Annotated in this window: 14 protein-coding genes and 1 tRNA gene; 8 read left to right on the top strand and 7 right to left on the bottom strand. The window is 63.3% G+C overall.

Annotation, left to right across the window (positions count from 1 at the left end; genetic code table 11):
- Window positions 1–6 precede the first annotated feature (6 nt).
- The 3 genes from QU596_RS04155 to QU596_RS04145 all read left to right on the top strand — a co-directional run bounded on the left by QU596_RS04155 (window position 7) and on the right by QU596_RS04145 (window position 3051).
- Window positions 7–855 carry an N-acyl homoserine lactonase family protein gene (locus QU596_RS04155; protein WP_308517337.1) on the top strand — a complete coding sequence of 283 codons (849 nt, stop codon included), beginning with the start codon at window positions 7–9 and terminating at the stop codon, window positions 853–855.
- A gap of 915 nt (window positions 856–1770) precedes the next feature.
- Window positions 1771–2502: a PEPxxWA-CTERM sorting domain-containing protein gene (locus tag QU596_RS04150; RefSeq protein WP_308517336.1), complete on the top strand. Its 732-nt coding sequence runs from the start codon at window positions 1771–1773 to the stop codon at window positions 2500–2502.
- Window positions 2503–2526: 24 nt separating this feature from the next.
- Window positions 2527–3051 (top strand): hypothetical protein, encoded by a 525-nt coding sequence (locus QU596_RS04145; protein WP_308517335.1) that lies wholly within the window; start codon window positions 2527–2529, stop codon window positions 3049–3051.
- Here QU596_RS04145 and QU596_RS04140 read toward each other — a convergent pair.
- Together QU596_RS04140 and QU596_RS04135 are read right to left on the bottom strand one after the other, a co-directional pair.
- Window positions 3022–3098 (bottom strand) — tRNA-Arg (locus QU596_RS04140). The two genes, QU596_RS04145 and QU596_RS04140, sit on opposite strands and share 30 nt — an antisense overlap.
- Before the next feature lie 29 nt (window positions 3099–3127).
- A complete protein-coding gene (locus tag QU596_RS04135; RefSeq protein ID WP_308517334.1) occupies window positions 3128–4144 on the bottom strand; it encodes an alpha/beta hydrolase in 1017 nt (338 codons plus the stop codon).
- A gap of 64 nt (window positions 4145–4208) precedes the next feature.
- Between QU596_RS04135 and phaR the strand changes: the two genes are divergently transcribed.
- From phaR to QU596_RS04120, 3 genes are all read left to right on the top strand, one after another.
- Entirely contained in the window at window positions 4209–4733 is a 525-nt protein-coding gene (gene phaR / locus QU596_RS04130) for a polyhydroxyalkanoate synthesis repressor PhaR (RefSeq protein ID WP_308517332.1), read from the top strand.
- Window positions 4734–4737: 4 nt separating this feature from the next.
- Window positions 4738–5184, top strand: coding sequence for a hypothetical protein (locus QU596_RS04125; protein ID WP_308517331.1), 447 nt, complete (start codon window positions 4738–4740; stop codon window positions 5182–5184).
- A gap of 358 nt (window positions 5185–5542) precedes the next feature.
- Complete coding sequence (locus QU596_RS04120; RefSeq protein WP_308517330.1) at window positions 5543–6106, top strand: hypothetical protein; 564 nt, start codon at window positions 5543–5545, stop codon at window positions 6104–6106.
- A 53-nt stretch (window positions 6107–6159) separates the two neighbouring features.
- Here the strand turns inward: QU596_RS04120 and QU596_RS04115 are convergent, their stop codons facing one another.
- Window positions 6160–8283, bottom strand: a complete 2124-nt coding sequence (locus QU596_RS04115; protein WP_308517329.1) for a M13 family metallopeptidase — start codon at window positions 8281–8283, stop codon at window positions 6160–6162.
- Window positions 8284–8391: 108 nt separating this feature from the next.
- On the bottom strand, window positions 8392–10170 hold the full coding sequence (locus QU596_RS04110) for an ABC transporter transmembrane domain-containing protein (RefSeq protein ID WP_308517328.1): 1779 nt from the start codon (window positions 10168–10170) through the stop codon (window positions 8392–8394).
- 136 nt (window positions 10171–10306) lie between these two features.
- On the opposite strand from QU596_RS04110, the gene QU596_RS04105 reads away from it, so the two are divergent.
- Window positions 10307–11293, top strand: a complete 987-nt coding sequence (locus QU596_RS04105) for a hypothetical protein (RefSeq protein WP_308517327.1) — start codon at window positions 10307–10309, stop codon at window positions 11291–11293.
- Window positions 11294–11379: 86 nt separating this feature from the next.
- Complete coding sequence (locus QU596_RS04100; protein ID WP_308517324.1) at window positions 11380–12612, top strand: polyhydroxyalkanoate depolymerase; 1233 nt, start codon at window positions 11380–11382, stop codon at window positions 12610–12612.
- Window positions 12613–12621: 9 nt separating this feature from the next.
- Here the strand turns inward: QU596_RS04100 and QU596_RS04095 are convergent, their stop codons facing one another.
- Genes QU596_RS04095 through QU596_RS04085 form a run of 3 tightly spaced genes read right to left on the bottom strand, consistent with a single transcriptional unit; the run spans window position 12622 to window position 14899 of the window.
- Window positions 12622–14025, bottom strand: coding sequence for an MFS transporter (locus tag QU596_RS04095; RefSeq protein ID WP_308517323.1), 1404 nt, complete (start codon window positions 14023–14025; stop codon window positions 12622–12624).
- Window positions 14022–14273, bottom strand: a complete 252-nt coding sequence (locus QU596_RS04090) for a hypothetical protein (protein WP_308517321.1) — start codon at window positions 14271–14273, stop codon at window positions 14022–14024. The genes QU596_RS04095 and QU596_RS04090 overlap by 4 nt, the downstream gene beginning before the upstream one ends.
- A 26-nt stretch (window positions 14274–14299) precedes the next feature.
- A complete protein-coding gene (locus QU596_RS04085; RefSeq protein ID WP_308517320.1) occupies window positions 14300–14899 on the bottom strand; it encodes a DUF4126 domain-containing protein in 600 nt (199 codons plus the stop codon).
- Window positions 14900–14947 lie beyond the last annotated feature (48 nt).

The raw sequence follows: 14947 nt of genomic DNA, 5'->3' as shown, positions 1-14947 counted from the left end.
ATCGGCATGAAACGGCTTCACTACGCGTTCCGCCACGTGTGGGGAGCGGTTGCATTGGCGGCCTTGTTGGCGTGGCCTCAAGCCCTCGCGGCTACGCCGAACCGTTTGGAGTTGTGGCGACTGGATTGCGGTTCGGTCGATATCCCCGATGCTGATTTCCTGAACGACAGCTTCGCCCTTGCCGGCGTGCACAAGACTGTCGTGGTCAGTTGCTACCTGATCAGGGACGGAGATCGCTTCCTGCTCTGGGACGCGGGCCTGCCACTGTCTCGGCTGGGTGCGGGACGGCGCAGCGTCGGCGGCGGCCGCGCGATCTTGTCAAAGACGATCCTTGCTCAGCTTTCGGCGATGAAGGTCGACCCCCGACAGGTGAAGCTAGTCGCGCTCAGCCATTATCATTCCGATCATAGCGGTCAGCTTGCGACTTTACCTTGGGCGACGCTCATGATCGGTCAACAAGACCTTGAGGTCGTCAGAAGCACCGCAGCCGCCTTCAACCTCGAGCGGTCGGAATTCGGGCCATGGCTGACCGGGGGTGCGAAAGTCGACGGCGTCGTCGGCGACCGAGATATATTCGGCGATGGCCGCGTCATCATGCTCGCTACGCCCGGGCACACGCCGGGACATCATTCCTTGTTGATCAAATTGTCATCCGGGTCAGTCATTCTCACCGGCGACCTGTGGCACTTCCGAGAGCAAATTCGGATCCATGGCGTGCCGAAAATCAATACGAGCCGAGCTGACTCGTTAGCCTCGATGGACCGAATCGAACAGATTGCGCGTAATCTCAGCGCATCCTTTATAATTGGTCACGACGATCGTGACACGAAAATGCCACCATCAGCGGCACGTTGATTGCCATTTTATCAATCTGATCAACCGACCTGTGACACTTAACTCGGCCATTACAAACCTGCGTCCTTTCTTTTTGCAGCCTCGTCGGAGTTGTCATACTGATTAGCGACGTCGAGCAAATTAGCGATTGTTTCAATGTCTTTGATGCGATCAGCCAGTTAGCGGCGCAATTGAGATTGCTCGCGATAAGCGTCTGACGCTCGGCTCATTACGACCGATCCCCGGCTGGTGCGGTCATTTTTCCATCATGTCTAATGTCGGCAAAGGGTCGAAAGCTGACATTAGCCGAGGCCAATGACCAACCCGCGCCGCGCTTAGCCCCGCGCCTCGCCCGCCTACTTTTCATATCGGTTTTCACTCAACTGCTTCCTCTCTGCGATTAGAGGGCAGAGGGATCCACTCGATTTCACTCAAGGTCGAGCGTGTCGCGCCGCGCTTAGCCCCGCGCCTCGCCCGCGTGCTTTTCGTGTCGGTTTTCACTCACCTGTCTCCCCTCTGTGACGAGAGGGGAGGGCGATTCACTCGATTTCACTCAAGCTCGCGCGTGTCGCGCGGCGCGCTTGTCCCCGCGCCTCGCCCGCGTGCTTTTTATGCCGGTTTTGGCTCACCCTTTTTCTCTCTGGCGTAAGCGGGGAGGGCGATTCACTCAATTTGGCTCACCTGGACCGGGTCAGCGCTATTGCCAGCTCTGGGTGGAAAGCAGACACTGACACCGGTGGTTCAGTTCACCAGTCGCAGGCGAAGTTCTGAAGAAATGCATCCGATTGACGGACATGTCCGCATCACCCGGAACTTCCTCGATTAATTTTCGTTAACCATCGCAAAACTGTTCCAGATCAAAGCTTTGCAGCAGCGGCGTAACCTCGGCGCCTCGTATCTTGCTGCGCGTTTGCGAGGCAGGGAAGGAACATCTTAATGATGAACAGCTTGAAGGGCGCGCTTACGCGTCCGGCAGCAATCGCGTGCGTTCTTGCTGCAGCGGCAACCCCGCAAATCGCCTCGGCGCAGGTCTATACGGGGACCTTTACGGCACTCAACGGGAGCAGCGCGAGCGGAACAACCACGCTAACCCTCGACGCAAATGCAAAAACACTCAACGTCATGATCCATGTGATGGGTCTTGAACCCGGCGGCGTCCATGTCGGGCACATTCATGGTCGTGTCGACGCGAATGGCATGCCTTTGGACTCAACAACGCCGACCCTCGCCCAGGACACGGACCGCGATGGCTACGTCGAGCTTGCCGAGGGCCAAGTAACCTATGGGCCGATCCTCGTCGATTTCATGAACACCGACCCCAACATGGACGGCGTGGTCGACTTCAATCGAACGTTTAATTTGCTCGATCCCACCATCTACGGTGCCGGTTTCAACATTATGAGCTTGCTCGGCCCCAATCTTGATGAACTTAGCTTACGCGAGATCGTCCTCCACGGATTGACGGTCCCTGCGGGCCCGGGTGCGGGAACGCCGGGTGAGGTCAACGGCACTAACGGCTATCTGACCGTGCTACCGGTAGCGTCAGCTGAACTCGTTCGCGCGGTTCCCGAGCCGGCGACGTGGGCCATGATGCTCCTCGGGTTCGGCGGGATCGGAGTGGCCATGCGCCGAAGCCGCAATCGCAAAGGTTCACTGCAGATCGCGTAAGGTCATAAAGACAAAACACGAGTATTGGCACCCGAGCGGCTTCCTGAGCTGCTGACGGCATTTCTGGAGAAGAGCGACGAGTCTGACAAGCGCAGACGTGAGGAGCTGGCGTTGCTCCGCGGTGCCAGGACGAACAGCGAGGGTGCGCTGAACCGGCTTTATGAACTGGTGGAGTCCGGCCTAGCGTCACCTGGCGACCGGGACTTCGCCGAGCGCTTGACCCATCATCGTCAGCGTATCGCGGCTCTCACAGCGGACATCACGTCGCTGGAGCGACAGCTCACCTCCAGCCAGCGTCGCATTACGCCTGATGTAATTGGGCGGTTCGGCAAGCTGCTTAGAGATGGTCTTCGGGCGGACAATCCAGCTCTGCGCCAAGCCTACACACGTCTACTCATCGATGAGGTGACGGTCGAAACTGACAAGGTCCATATCGGAGGCTCGCGGAAAGCCTTGGAAAGAGCCGTAATAGCGACGGCTGCAAGCGGTGGCACGAAGGTGCCCAGTTTTGCACGGGAGTGGCGCACCCGACAGGATTCGAACCTGTGACCTCTGCCTTCGGAGGGCAGCGCTCTATCCAGCTGAGCTACGGGTGCTTCGCGGCGCGGCTTAGCGAGGCCTGGGCCTAGCGGCAAGGCGTCAGGAATTCGCGGAGTTCTTCGTGGAGGCGCTGGCGGGCTGAGCCGACGATCATGCCGACATGACCGGACGGGATGACAACGTTTGGACCGGTTGCGGCGGTTTGCGGCGGCGCGATGAGGTCGCGGTCGGCGGTCAAATGGACCGTCGGCACGTCGGGTTGGCCAGACACGGTATGGCCGGCGACCTGCCACCTCCCACTTCCCGGCAAGTCGTCGCTGAACAGGCCTTCAACCAGTTCCTGAGCGGCGGGGTAGGGCAGGGGCTCACCCTCATTGGCCCACTCCTCCAGCTCGACGAAACGGCGTGCGTTCGCGCTGGCTGGATCAAGCCGACCGAACTCGGCGAACTTGCGTACAGTCCGTTCCGGGTCGAGCGACCAGAAAGCCGCCTGCAGAACCTCCATCGGCAATGCGCCGAGGGCTCGGGCCGCCGCTTGCGAATGGCGCCACATGTCCTGCAGCGCCTGCTTCGACTCATCAGGATAGCGCGCGAAGTGCCATGGCGCGGCAAGCGTCGCGACGCGTTCGACTTCCATCAATTCAGCGGCGGCGATCGCCATCGTGCCGCCGAGGCAATAGCCGACCAGCGACACGGGTTCGCCGATGCTGCGCAGCAATGGCAGCAGCAATTGTTCGATGTGGCCCGCGACGCTGAGTTCCTTTCGCTCGCTTGCGACCCCCCAATCGAGCAGCATTACGCGGCGGCTCATCCCCGCGATCGCGCCGGTCAGCGACACTTCCTCGTCGAGGTCGAGAATGCGGGGCGGATTGATCAGCGACGGCAACAGCACGACCGGCAGACCGTCGCCGCCGTGATCGCGGAGCGTTGCACCGTGAACGCGCGCGAGCTCCGCTCCTGCCGCAGGGCGATCGCGCCGGGGTGAATGCTCATAGGCGCGCAATCCCGCGAGTGCGTCGGCGCCCAGTTCCGGATCGCGCATCGACACTTGGCGGACAAGGTCGAGGAACAGCGGCAACGGCCGCGGTGCACGGTGCGTCACCGGTTCATGTTGCAGTGCACACTGTTGCGGTAGTAAGCCGCGTCTCGCGTCTGGAGAGCTGTTCATGACCAAGGCATCGGGCAAGGTAACGATCAAGAAATATGCGAACCGGCGTCTCTACGACACCGAGAGCTCGACATACATCACGCTCGACCGCCTCGCGCAAATGGTTCGCGAGGGCCGGGAATTCGAAGTGGTCGACGCGAAGAGCGGCGAGGATATCACTCGCTCAGTGCTGACGCAGATCATCGTCGACGAGGAAGCGCGCGGAAGTACGATGCTGCCGACCAACTTCCTCAAGCAACTGATCGGCCTTTACGGCAACTCGATGCAGAACTTCGTGCCGTCGTATCTGGAAGCGGCGATGGACGCATTCCAGCGCAACCAGAGCGCGGTTAAAGACGCCTTCAGCGGCAACGTCTTCGCGGATCTCGCGAAGCGCAACATGGCGATTTTCGAGGACGCTGCGTCGGCCTTCGGCGGCAAGCCCAAGGCCAAGGCGGAGGCGCCATCGGCGAACAGTGACGTCGATCAGTTGAAAGCCGAGCTCGCGGCCTTGCAGGCGAAGGTCGATCGCCTCAATCGCTGACCGCATGACCAAAACGTTTGCTGCCGCAGTCGCGCTTGCCACAGCGTCGCCCCTCGCCGCGCAGGATCTGTCGACAATCCAGCCTATCGCGGGAAATTGGGTGTACGCGCCGACGACTGCCGGGACCGAAGCGCGCTTTCAGGATGCCGCGGGCAATCCGCAATTGTGGATCCAATGCACGCGAGCGACCCGGGGAATTAGCATTGCCCGCGCCGCAACAGGCGCCGCGCCGTTTCTCATGGTTTGGACCAGCTCATTGACCCGGCAGGCACCGGCAAGCTTCAATCCGGCGACGAACCGGCTGACGATAAGTCTGGCGGCGTTCGACCCGCTACTCGATGCCATCGTCAGTAGCCGGGGCCGCGTGGGCTATACGATCGGGACTCAGCCGGCGCTCGTCGTACCGCCATGGCCCGAGCCCGCGCGTGTAATTGAGGATTGCCGCTCCTGAGCCGTCTTGCTTCCGGCGCGAAGCCAAAGAGTTTGACGATATTTCACCTGAGAACAAGTCTTGTTTTAAGCGCCAAAGCGACTCATCTTCGGTCCTGCAATTACGCAGCGAAAGGAGGTGATCCGATGTCTCATGGTTCAGCTAAGAGGTCGGAAAGGGGTGTTCGTAAGCTCTAATCGCTGACGAACGGCCGTCACTTCCGGCCGCTGACCATGTCGAAGGGCATCGCTGCGACACGCAGCGGTGCCCTTTACATTTTTCCGGCGCGCAACTTTGAAAATGTCTCGCATTTCGGGCATCGTTCGGGAACCGTTACGGGCTCCATGTGTCTTTCCCGCAACCTTGGGAGATTAAAGCGATGGCCAAACAACCTTCACAGAAATCATCCACACGCAACGAGACGGTCGACAAGCTGGCCAAGGCGGCGATGAGCAAGGAAATGCTCGCCGCCGGTCTCGCTGCCGCGGCCGCCGCGATCAGCGCGAGTCCAAAGGCGCGCCGCGCGATCCGCGATGCGGGTCTCGATGCGGCCGACACCGCGTCGCAGGCGGCGACCAACATGATGGCCAGCGCAACCAAGCTGGGCTCGCTGATCGCCGAGGCGGTGGCCGACGCCGCGCAGCGCGTGATGTCGGGCAAATGGACCGACGACGACGCGACGCCGCAGCGTGCAGCGTCCACCGGCGGGACTTCGCGCGCGAACTCGGCGAAGCGTAGTACGGGCGCCAAGCGGGCCACTGCATCGCGCGCCGCAACCGGTGCGACCCGCAGCACCGCTGCTCGCAAGCCGGCAGCCGCCAAGCGGACGACCGCTAAGGCAGCAACTGGGACCGCCAAGCGTTCGAGCGGAACGCGCAAACGGAGCACGACGCCGCGCAAGCCAAGGGGCGGCGGAAGCTCGGGCGGCAGCTCCTCGAGCTAAGCCAGAGCGAAGGTCAACAGGACGCCGCCGGCCCTCAAGCCGGCGGCTTTGTTTTACCAGATGCGGACGCGGTCCTTTGGCGCCAGGTACAGCTTGTCGCCCGGCTTCACGTTGAACGCCTTGTACCAGGGGTCGAAGTTGCGGACGACCGCATTGACCCGCGCTTCCGCGAGCGAGTGTGAGTCCGTCTGCAGCAGCTGGCGCGCGAAGGCATCGCGATACTTCCAGCGCCATGCCTGGGCGTAGCTGAGGAAGAAGCGTTGATCGCCGGTCAGCCCGTCGATGACCGGCGCGGGCTTTCCCTTCAATGATAGCTTGTAAGCCTGATAGGCCATCGAGATGCCGCCGAGATCCCCGATGTTCTCGCCGAGCGTCAGCTTGCCATTATGACAAGTCTTGCCGTCGTCGTACGGACAGATCTGATCATATTGCGCGGCAAGTTTCGCGCCGAGCGCGTCGAAGGTCTTGCGATCGGTATCGGTCCACCAATTCCGCAGCTTGCCCGTGCCGTCGTAGCGCGAGCCCTGGTCGTCGAACCCGTGGCCGATCTCATGCCCGATCGTCGCGCCGACCGCACCGTAATTCACGGCCGCGTCGGCCTTCGGATTAAAGTAGGGCGGCTGCAGGTAGGCGGCCGGGAAGACGATCTCGTTCGCCGGCGGCATGTAATAGGCGTTCACCGTTTGCGGCGTCATCAGCCATTTGGTCTTGTCGACCGGCTTGCTGAGGTCGTCGAGTTGGTCCTTCCAGGCCCAGTCGGACGCCGACACATTGTTCGCCAGCGCCTGCCCCGGGGTGATGACCAGTCCATCATAGGTTTCGAACTTCACCGGGTAGCCGATCTTCACGCCGAAGGCGTCGAGCTTCTTCCGCGCTTCGACCCGGGTCGCGGGCGTCATCCAGGCAAGATCCTTGAGGTTGCTCGCCAGCGCGAGGCGCAGATTCCCGACCAGCGTTTCCATCGCTGCCTTGCTTGACGGCGGGAAATGGCGCTCGACGTAGATCTTGCCGACCGCTTCGCCCATCGCACCTTGCACGAAGTCTAGCGCGCGCTGCCAGCGCTGCCGCTGTTCGGTGCGGCCGGTAAGTAGCTTGCCGTAAAAGCCAAAGTTCGCATCGTCGATGTCGCTCGGCAGCACCGCTGCCTGACTCGACAGGAAGCGGGCCGCAGCCCAGGCTTTGATGTCGTCCATCGGCGCCGTATTCAGCAGCGCGAACATCGCGGGGACGCCGCCACCCAGCTTCTTGAGCTGGTCGGGAGTGAGACCAAGCTTGGAGATTTCCTCCTGCGTCGGGGGCACCTGTGCGACGATGAAGCTCGGCTGGGTGCCAAGTTGAAGGTCATTGAGCATCGCCGCGACTGGGAAGCCGCCCGCCATTTGCTCGAGCTCGGCGCGCGTGACCCGATTGGTCGTCAGCTCCGGGTTCCGCGCAAGGGCACGATCCCATCCGATTTCTGCGAACTGCCGCTCGAGATCGTAAACGCGCTCGGCCGACGTCTTAGGATCAGCGTAGCCGGCTTTGCCAAGCAGGAACGCGAGGTACTCCTTGTACTTGGCGCGGATCTCGAGGTTCTTCGGGCTGTCGACCAGGTAATAGTCGCGGTCGGGCAGGCCGAGGCCACCCGCTGCGGCATAGACGGTGTTCGCATTGGGATCCTGCCGGTCGATCGAGACGAACGCGCCGATCGGCGATGGAATCCCGGGTTGCGCGAACAGATGCGCGAGGTCTTCACGGCTCTTCGCCGCCCCAATTCGGTCGAGATAGGGCTTCGCCGGCGCGAGCCCGGCTGCGTTGATCGCATTGACGTCGAGGAAGGCACGATAGGCATCGCCGATGCGCTGCTCGAGGCTGCCGGCCGGATATTGGCGTGCCGCCATTTCTTCGACGATCGCGCGCACATCGCCTTCGGCGCCGAGGCGGAGCTGCAGCGCGGCGCCGCTGTAAGGATATTGCGGCGGGATGACCTCGTTCGCGAACCACTTGCCGTTGACGTATTTGAAGAAATCGTCGTTAGGCTTCACCGACTTGTCGAGGTCAGCCTTGTTGAAGCCCCAGCCGGGGAAGGTCATTCCCTTATATTCCTCAGGCGCCGCAGCCGTCTGCGCCACCGCGGCGTGCGGCACGAGCGCGATAAGCACTGCCGCGCCGGCGAGCAGCGTGAAATTCTTCTTCATGATTTGCCCCATTTCCCAACTTAGAAAAGAAAGCCGATCGAACGGCTTACGGATGATTTCACCACCCGTGTTTCGACGGGCGGCTGCTAACGGTCTGCCAAGGGATGCTCAGGCAGCGCGCTCTTCGAACTGGAGCCGCGCCAGCCGCGCATAAAGACCGCCGTGGCCGCTGAGGCTGGCATGCGTGCCTTCCTCGACGATGCGCCCGCCGTCCATCACCACGATGCGGTCGGCGGCGCGGACGGTCGCCAGGCGATGCGCGATGACGATGGTGGTGCGATGCTCCATCAGCCGGTCGAGCGCGTCCTGCACCAGTCGCTCGCTCTCCGCATCGAGGGCCGACGTGGCTTCGTCGAGCAGCAGAAGCGGGGCGTCGCGGAGCAGCGCGCGCGCGATCGCGACGCGCTGTCGCTGGCCACCGGACAGCCGGGCGCCGCCTTCCCCCATGTAAGTGTCCAGGCCGTCTGGCAGCGCGCGCAGGAATTGCTCGGCATTGGCGTCGCGTGCGGCCTGCCAAAGCTGGTCCTCGGTCGCGTTCCAATTGCCGTAGCGCAGATTGTCGCGCGCCGACGCTGCGAAGATGATCGTGTCCTGCGGCACCATCGCAATGCGCTGGCGGATGTCGGCGGGGTCAGCGTCCTTGAGGTCAACGCCGTCGAGCAGCACGCGCCCGCTATCGGGATCGTAGAAGCGCTCGGCGAGCTGGAAAATCGTCGTCTTGCCGGCGCCCGACGGGCCAACCACGGCCAGCCGTTCCCGGGCGCGCACGGCGAGGGAGAAGTTCTCGAGCGCCGACGTTTCGCGCCGGGTCGGATAGCGAAAAGTGACGTTCTCGAACGTCAGTTCGCCGCGCCCGGGTTCCGGCATCGCGGCGGGCTGCGCGGGTGCGCGGATATCCGGCTCGGCATGGAGCAATTCTGCCAGCCGTTCGGAGGCGCCGGCAGCCCGCAGCAGGTCGCCATAGACCTCGGAAAGTGCGCCGAATGCGCCGGCAAGCAGGCCGCCATAGAGCACGAAGGCGGCAATAGTGCCGCCGCTCATCCGGCCAGTCGCAACGTCCAGCGCGCCTTGCCAGATGACCCACACGATCGCGCTGAAGAGCAGAAAGATGACCATCGCCGTCATGATCGCGCGCAACATGATGCGCTTCTTGGCGGTCGCGAAAACGCGCTCGACTGCGTCGGTGAACCGGCTGGCTTCGCGACCCTGCTGGTTGAACGCCTGGACGATCTTCATCGCGCCGAGCACTTCGCTGGTGACGGTCCCGACGTCGGCGATGCGATCCTGACTGCTGGTCGAAACGCTGCGTACGCGGCGCCCGAGGATGATGATCGGGCCGATCACCAGCGGCACGCCAAGCAGCATCATCCCCGCAAGCTTTGGCGAAAGCGCCAGCAAAATGACGAGGCATGCGGTCCCCATCACGATGTTGCGCAGTGCGACGGATACCGTCGTGCCGACCACCTGCTCGATGATCGTCGTGTCGACCGTGATGCGTGATGTAATTTCCGCGGGCCGGTTTTCCTCGAAAAAACCGGGGGACAGCCGCAACAGGTTACGGTGCACGGCCAGCCTGATGTCCGCGACCGTCCGTTCGCCAAGCCACGATACGAAGTAGAAGCGCACTGCGGTGGCGATGGCCATGACCGTGACGAGGATCATCAGATATTGGAACCAGCGCGCCAGATCGTGCGAGCCCGCGCCGCTGGCGAAGCCCTTATCGATGATGAGCTTGAAGGCGTAGGGCACGCCGGACGTCGCGCCCGCCGCGAATAGGAGCGCGATGGAGGCGACGAGGATATGGCCCGGATAACGGGTGGCGAAGCCCCACACCATGCGCAGGCTGCGGAGCGAGCGCCCCTTGGGGCGGTTGGGAGCAGTGGCCATAGCGCCGTCTAACAGCCGCTCGGCGCGCTCTCAATTGTGTCCCGAATTGGGTATTTTGCTTTGGCGATCCAGGCATTTGCTCGGCGGGGCCGAGAGCGTAGTAAACGCCAGATTAACGAATCGAGGCTAAGCGTACATGGCAACCACCGACACTGGCGCTCGCGGAGCCGACGTAACCGACCTGTTGTCGGACCTGACGGACAGCGACGTCGTGGTAGAGCTGGCCGCCGGATCCGCGGGCCGGCGCATTCCTGATGCTGGCCCGGCACGGCTGGTGCAGGATGCGATCGAAGCTTCCTATCGCGCGCTTGCCGGAACGTCGCTGCGGTTGGAGACTGTTGCGGTTCTGGAAGAAATCACGCGGAAAAGCCTTTCGCTCTGGCTACGCGTGAAGCAGGACCACGAGGGCGCGCCCGCCTCCAGTAACCCTGCTCAGCTGAAGTTTCTCGCACGTGGCACGCTCGCCATCCTTGCGTGGATGGACGGATCGTCCACGCATCAGTTGGCCGATTTACAGCAGGCCATCCGGGTGCTCGCCTGGGGCACTTCGATGACCACGCCGTCGCAGCCCGTTCTGCCCTCGTCCGCGCAGCTGATAGAAGCGGTGTCGGCATGGCAGCGCGCAAAGGAAGCGCTGTCGTCGAACGACGAAGCGCGCGTGATCACCAACAACGGCTCGGCCAGGATCGATGCCTCGAAACGCATCGCGGAGCCGCGGACGCTGCTGCAGTCGCGTACGCTCGTCAACCAGTCGGCAGACATGATCTTCGTGGTCGAGATGCCTGATTACCAGGCCACATCCCACTGGCATCTGAAGCACGGCAACACGCGGACCACGGCGATCGCCGAGCCGGGCACGTTGCTCGACAAATTTTATCGCCGCGAGCTCGACATTCGGCCCGGGGATGCACTGCGCTGCCGCGTGGACGTCGAGACTTCCTACGGCCCTGACTATGAGGTGCTGGCCGAGCGCTACCGCATCGTCGAAATCCTTGAGGTGCTGCCGGCCAACCATGCGGGTAGAGAAGCCCATTTGCCTCAGGGCGAAGGGGAGAACCGAGGGCAACCGCAGTCAACCCCCGACGAGGTGCTGGACCAGATTCTCGAAGAAGCAGGCTCCTAGCGCGCATCTGCTGCGCCGCAACATTCGCTTGCCAGCCGCGTTGAGGAGCGCCACACCTTCGGCCAAGTCCGCTGCTGCGAGGTTCGATGCTTTACGATGCTTATGAGGTTCAACGCTCCTTCCTCGCAGGTGCAAGCAAGCTAGCCGGACTCGGCGCCGGCTGGCTCAACAACCCGTCGAATCCTTGGGGATACAGTTCGCTGGGCCCGATGGCGGCCGCGAGCCTGGAGGTCTTCGCCCACGCGACGGCGCCCCACGGCAAGCCCGAGTTCGGTCTTAAGAAGACCCGCATTCGCGGCAAGGACGTCGCCGTCAACGAAGAGATCCTGCTTCGCAAGCCGTTCGGGCAGCTAAAGCATTTCAACCGGGAAGGCGTGGAGGGCGGTCCCCGCCTGCTGATCGTTGCGCCGATGTCCGGCCACTATGCGACGCTGCTCCGCGGCACGGTCGAGCGACTGCTGCCGAGCTTCGATGTTTACATCACCGACTGGCGCGACGCGAAGATGGTGCCGACGTCGGAGGGCTCATTCAACCTCGACGATTACATCGATTATCTGATCGAGTTTCTGGAGCTGATCGGCAACAAGACCGGCGAGCGCCCACATATGCTCGCCGTCTGCCAGCCGGCCGTGCCGGCCTATGCCGCGACGGCGCTGATGAACCAGGATAAGAATCCATGGCGGCCCCGGTCGCTGACGATGATGGGCGGGCCGATCGACACGCGCCAGGCGCCGACGGCAGTCAACACGCTCGCGACGCAGCGCCCGTTCGCGTGGTTCGAGCAGAACGTCATCGCCACGGTACCGATGCTCTATCCGGGCGCGGGGCGGAAGGTGTATCCGGGCTTCCTGCAGCTCGCCGGCTTCATGACCATGAACCTCGGCTCGCACCTCATCAGCCATTGGGAGATGTTCAAGCATCTCGTCGTCGGCGACGAGGAAAGCGCCGCGGCGACGCAGAAGTTCTACGACGAATATCGCTCGGTCTGCGACATGACCGCGGAATTCTACCTGCAGACGATCGACGTCGTCTTCCAGAACCATCTGCTGCCCAAGGGCGAGATGGAGCATCGCGGGCGGCGCGTCGATCCGACCGCGATCCGCGACACGGCGTTGCTGGCGATCGAGGGCGAGCGCGACGACATCTCGGGCCTGGGTCAAACCCGTGCGGCCCTAGACATTGCGACCAAGCTACCGGGTTCGATGAAACAATATCTGATGGCCAGGGAAGTCGGCCATTACGGCATCTTTAACGGCCGCAAATGGCGGGAGAAGATTGCGCCCGTGTTCGAGAAGTTCGTCGCCGCGCACAACGGCTGACGCACGACGCTAGCTCGCGGCGCCCTTCATCTTCACGCCGCCGAGCATCGTCAGCGCGACGATTCCGCCCGCCGCCGCGACGGCCGCCGCGACCATCATTGCGGTATGGAAACCGGCGAACATCGTCGAGCCCTCGCTCGCCAGCACCGATCCGAGCAGCGCAGTGGCGATCAGGCCGCCGGTCCGCGCGACGGCACTGTTAAAGCCGGAGGCCATCGCGACATGCTGTTCCTCGACCGAGCCAAGGACGGATGAGGTGAGCGGGGCGACAGCAATGGTCATGCCCAGCGCCATCACCAAAATCGCCGGGAAGGTGCCGGTCCAATAGCTGCCGTCTTCGTGGATCAGCCACGACAGCAGCATGCCCACCCCGACGATCAGTGGCCCGACGGTGAGTGGGATGCGCGGCCCGATCCGCGCCGCGAGACCACCCATCGTCGGCGACACGGCGGTCATCAGGATCGGCAGCGGCAACATCGCCAGGCCTGCCTGAACCGGCGAAAAGCCGCCGCTGGAAATGAGCACGTAGGGGATGAGCAGCATCGCCGCGCCGAACGCGCCGTAGAGCAGGAACGTGAGCAGGTTCAGGCCCGAAAAGCAGCGGTTCCGAAACAGCTGGATCGGCATCATTGCCAGCTTGCCGCGGTGGTGCTCAACCCACAGGAACCCGGCCAGCATGACTGTCCCGACGATCAGCGTGACGACGGCAGGCGTGCTGAACTGTCGCGTGGCGGACCACAATGTGAGGGCGTAAGTTAGCCCACCGAGCCCTGCCGTCGCGAGCAGAGCGCCGGCGTAATCCGTGCGCCCAGCGCCGGATTCCCGGCTTTCGGTCACGAAACGGAGCGCCAGCAGGATTGCGCCGATTGCAAGGGGCAGGTTGATGTAAAAGATCGCCGGCCAGCCGACCGACCCTACCAGCCAGCCTCCGATTAGCGGCGCGACCGCCGCCATTGCCGCGCCGGAGGCGGCCCAGATACCAACGGCCCGTCCGCGCTTTTCACCCTGGAATGCCGCATTGAGCAGCGCGAGACTGTTCGGCAGCAACAGCGCAGCCCCAATCCCCTGCGCAGCCCGCGCACCCAGCAGCACGGGCAGGCTCGGTGCCAAGGCGCAAACGAGCGATGTCACGGCGAAGATGGCGGTCCCGACGACCAGCAACCGCCGTCGTCCAAAATGATCGCCGAGTGCGCCGCCGAGCAAGAGCAACGCCGAAAGGGGCAGCAAGTACGCGTTGACCACCCACTGCACGTCCTGCGCATCCGCACCGTAGCTGGCGCGGATCGCAGGAAGCGCGACGTTCAGCACCGATCCTTCCACGAAGGACAGGCTCGACGCCAGGATACAAGCAATTAGCGTCCAGCGCGGGTTCGCGCGGTTCTTGCTCGCCGCGCCGCTATCGCGCGGGCTCAATCGACGCGTTCGGCGATCGCGGTCTCGACCATCTTACGCCACACGTCGGGATCGCCGGCCTTCGCCATGTCCTCGTCGGGCTCGCGCATGGTGTGCAGGACGGCGAGCGCCTGGTTCACATGCTCCGGCCAGACCTTGTCGATCTTCTCGCCCGCCGACGGGTCGCTGCCCTCGGCATTGCTGCTGTGCGCAGCACCCGCCAGCACGCGCGCGATGCGCTCGACCAGCGGCTTTTCGGAAACGGCCATGTTCGCTCCTCCCTTTGTCAGAGCGTTCAACCCGCCGGCCGCCGTTTGGGTTCAAGCAGCCGTCGCAGGAACCGCCGCGCCTTCATCACCAGCCAGACCGACAGGCCGACAAGCAAGAGCGCGATGACGGCTGCAGCAATGGGATTAGCGATGGCCAGCGCGAGCAGCCCCGCGGTGGCGATGTCCTCGCCGGTGGACACGACCATGTTTGACACCGGTTCGGGACTGGCGTTGACCAAAGTCCGCGCGCCTGCCTTGCCGGCGTGGGCGACGAGTGCCGCGCCGCCGCCGAGCAGGAAGCTCGCCACCTGCCACTTGGGATCGCTACCATCGATGATCGCCATCGACAGCAAGGCGCCGCCGATCGGCCGGACCACCGAGTGCACGGCGTCCCAGGCGCTGTCGACCCACGGCACCTTATCCGCGAAGAATTCCGCCAGCGCGCCGACACCCGCGATCCCGATCAGCCAGTTGCTGGCGAGGATATCGAGCGCTTGCAGCTGGTCGGGCAGCGCAATCCAGCCGAACTTCATTGCGAGGCCGGTGACGAAGCTGACGAGATAGAGCCGCCAGCCGGCGAGCAGGCTGACAGTCGAGGCGAGGGCAATGAGCTCGACCGCGGACATGGCGGGAAGTGTAGCGCCGAGCGGGCGGAGGTCCAGCGCTTGTTGATG

The sequence above is a fragment of the Sphingomonas flavescens genome, from assembly GCF_030866745.1.
Taxonomy (GTDB): Bacteria; Pseudomonadota; Alphaproteobacteria; order Sphingomonadales; family Sphingomonadaceae; genus Sphingomicrobium; species Sphingomicrobium flavescens.
The sequence above is the reverse complement of the archived record's forward strand: the minus strand, read 5'-3'. Positions and strand labels throughout refer to the sequence as shown.

Bases quoted from the DNA above. Each gene is read 5' to 3' on its own strand.
- QU596_RS04100 (WP_308517324.1), top strand. From the start codon at position 11,380: ATGCTTTACGATGCTTATGAGGTTCAACGCTCCTTCCTCGCAGGTGCA.
- QU596_RS04105 (WP_308517327.1), top strand. From the start codon at position 10,307: ATGGCAACCACCGACACTGGCGCTCGCGGAGCCGACGTAACCGACCTG.
- QU596_RS04110 (WP_308517328.1), bottom strand. From the start codon at position 10,170: ATGGCCACTGCTCCCAACCGCCCCAAGGGGCGCTCGCTCCGCAGCCTG.
- QU596_RS04150 (WP_308517336.1), top strand. From the start codon at position 1,771: ATGATGAACAGCTTGAAGGGCGCGCTTACGCGTCCGGCAGCAATCGCG.
- QU596_RS04090 (WP_308517321.1), bottom strand. From the start codon at position 14,273: ATGGCCGTTTCCGAAAAGCCGCTGGTCGAGCGCATCGCGCGCGTGCTG.
- QU596_RS04085 (WP_308517320.1), bottom strand. From the start codon at position 14,899: ATGTCCGCGGTCGAGCTCATTGCCCTCGCCTCGACTGTCAGCCTGCTC.
- QU596_RS04120 (WP_308517330.1), top strand. From the start codon at position 5,543: ATGGCCAAACAACCTTCACAGAAATCATCCACACGCAACGAGACGGTC.
- phaR (WP_308517332.1), top strand. From the start codon at position 4,209: ATGACCAAGGCATCGGGCAAGGTAACGATCAAGAAATATGCGAACCGG.
- QU596_RS04155 (WP_308517337.1), top strand. From the start codon at position 7: ATGAAACGGCTTCACTACGCGTTCCGCCACGTGTGGGGAGCGGTTGCA.
- QU596_RS04125 (WP_308517331.1), top strand. From the start codon at position 4,738: ATGACCAAAACGTTTGCTGCCGCAGTCGCGCTTGCCACAGCGTCGCCC.
- QU596_RS04115 (WP_308517329.1), bottom strand. From the start codon at position 8,283: ATGAAGAAGAATTTCACGCTGCTCGCCGGCGCGGCAGTGCTTATCGCG.